Origin of the sequence: Brevibacterium pityocampae, from assembly GCF_039541555.1 — a bacterium.
Classification (GTDB): domain Bacteria; phylum Actinomycetota; class Actinomycetes; order Actinomycetales; family Brevibacteriaceae; genus Brevibacterium; species Brevibacterium pityocampae.
This window is the reverse complement of the sequence record NZ_BAABGL010000022.1, coordinates 1-1,075: the sequence shown is the minus strand read 5'-3', so window position 1 is coordinate 1,075 and position 1,075 is coordinate 1. Positions and strand designations below refer to the sequence as shown.

At 67.3% G+C, this 1,075-nt stretch carries 2 protein-coding genes and 1 other annotated feature; both genes read left to right on the top strand.

The window, feature by feature from the left end:
• Nucleotides 1-52: 52 nt before the first annotated feature.
• Nucleotides 53-370, top strand: a complete 318-nt coding sequence (locus ABD883_RS11960; RefSeq protein ID WP_345032367.1) for a transposase — start codon at nucleotides 53-55, stop codon at nucleotides 368-370.
• Nucleotides 331-459, top strand: a sequence feature (AL1L pseudoknot). (Overlaps the previous gene by 40 nt.)
• Nucleotides 367-1,075, top strand: a 709-nt coding sequence (locus tag ABD883_RS11955; RefSeq protein ID WP_345032365.1) for an IS3 family transposase, incomplete at its 3' end; no start/stop codon positions are given. It overlaps the preceding feature by 93 nt. The genes ABD883_RS11960 and ABD883_RS11955, both read left to right, overlap by 4 nt.

Below are 1,075 nucleotides of genomic sequence, written 5' to 3'. Positions count from 1 at the left end.
TGAATCGCCCCGGGTCTGGTGGAGGCTCTGATCCCACGGGAGGATGAGGAGCATGGCAGCACCGAGGAAGTACCCCGATGAGCTTCGGGAGAGGGCCACGAGGATGGCCGTGGACGCGCGGCGGGATCCAGCGACGAAGTCAGGCACGTTCCGTCGTGTGGGCGAGCAGCTCGGGATCAATCCCGAGACTCTGAGGAACTGGGTCGTGCAGGCCGAGATCGACGAGGGCCACCGGCCCGGAACCACGACCGGCGACGCCGAGCGGCTCGCTGAGTTGGAGAAGGAAGTGCGCGAGCTGCGCCGGGCGAACGCGATCCTGCGGTCGGCCTCGGCTTTTTTCGCAGCGGAGCTCGACCGCCCACCGCGATGATCGTGACGTTCATCGACCAGCACAAGCACGAGTTCGGCGTCGAGCCGATCTGCCGCACGCTCACCGCAGCGGGCACCCAGATCGCGCCGAGCACCTACTACGCCTTCAAGACCCGTTCGCCCTCGAAGCGGACGCTGCGGGACGAGGAGCTGCTCGCGCAGATCCGGCGCGTGCACGCGAAGAACTTCGGGGTCTACGGCGCGAAGAAGCTCCACGCTCAGCTGCGCCGAGAAGGCGTCGCAGTCGCGCGCTGCACCGTGGAACGGCTCATGAGAGCCGAAGGTCTGCGCGGCATCAGCCGAGAGAAAGGCCCTCGGACCACGCGCCCAGGCGACGGCCCAGATACACGTCCTGACCTGGTCGAACGCAACTTCACCGCGACGGCCCCGAACCAGCTCTGGGTCGCCGACATCACCTACTGCCGCACGTTCGCGGGATGGGTGTATGCCGCGTTCATCATCGACGTTTTCTCCCGCCGTGTGGTCGGCTGGCAGCTATCGAAGTCGCTGCGGACCGACCTCGCCCTGGACGCGCTGGAGATGGGGATCTGGACCCGTGAGCACGCAGGTCACGACGTCTCCGGGCTCACGCATCACAGCGACAAGGGCGTCCAGTACATCGCCGTCCGCTACACCCAGCGCCTCGCCGAAGCCGGGGCCGTGGCCTCGGTCGGCTCGACCGGCGATTCTTACGACAACGCCCTGG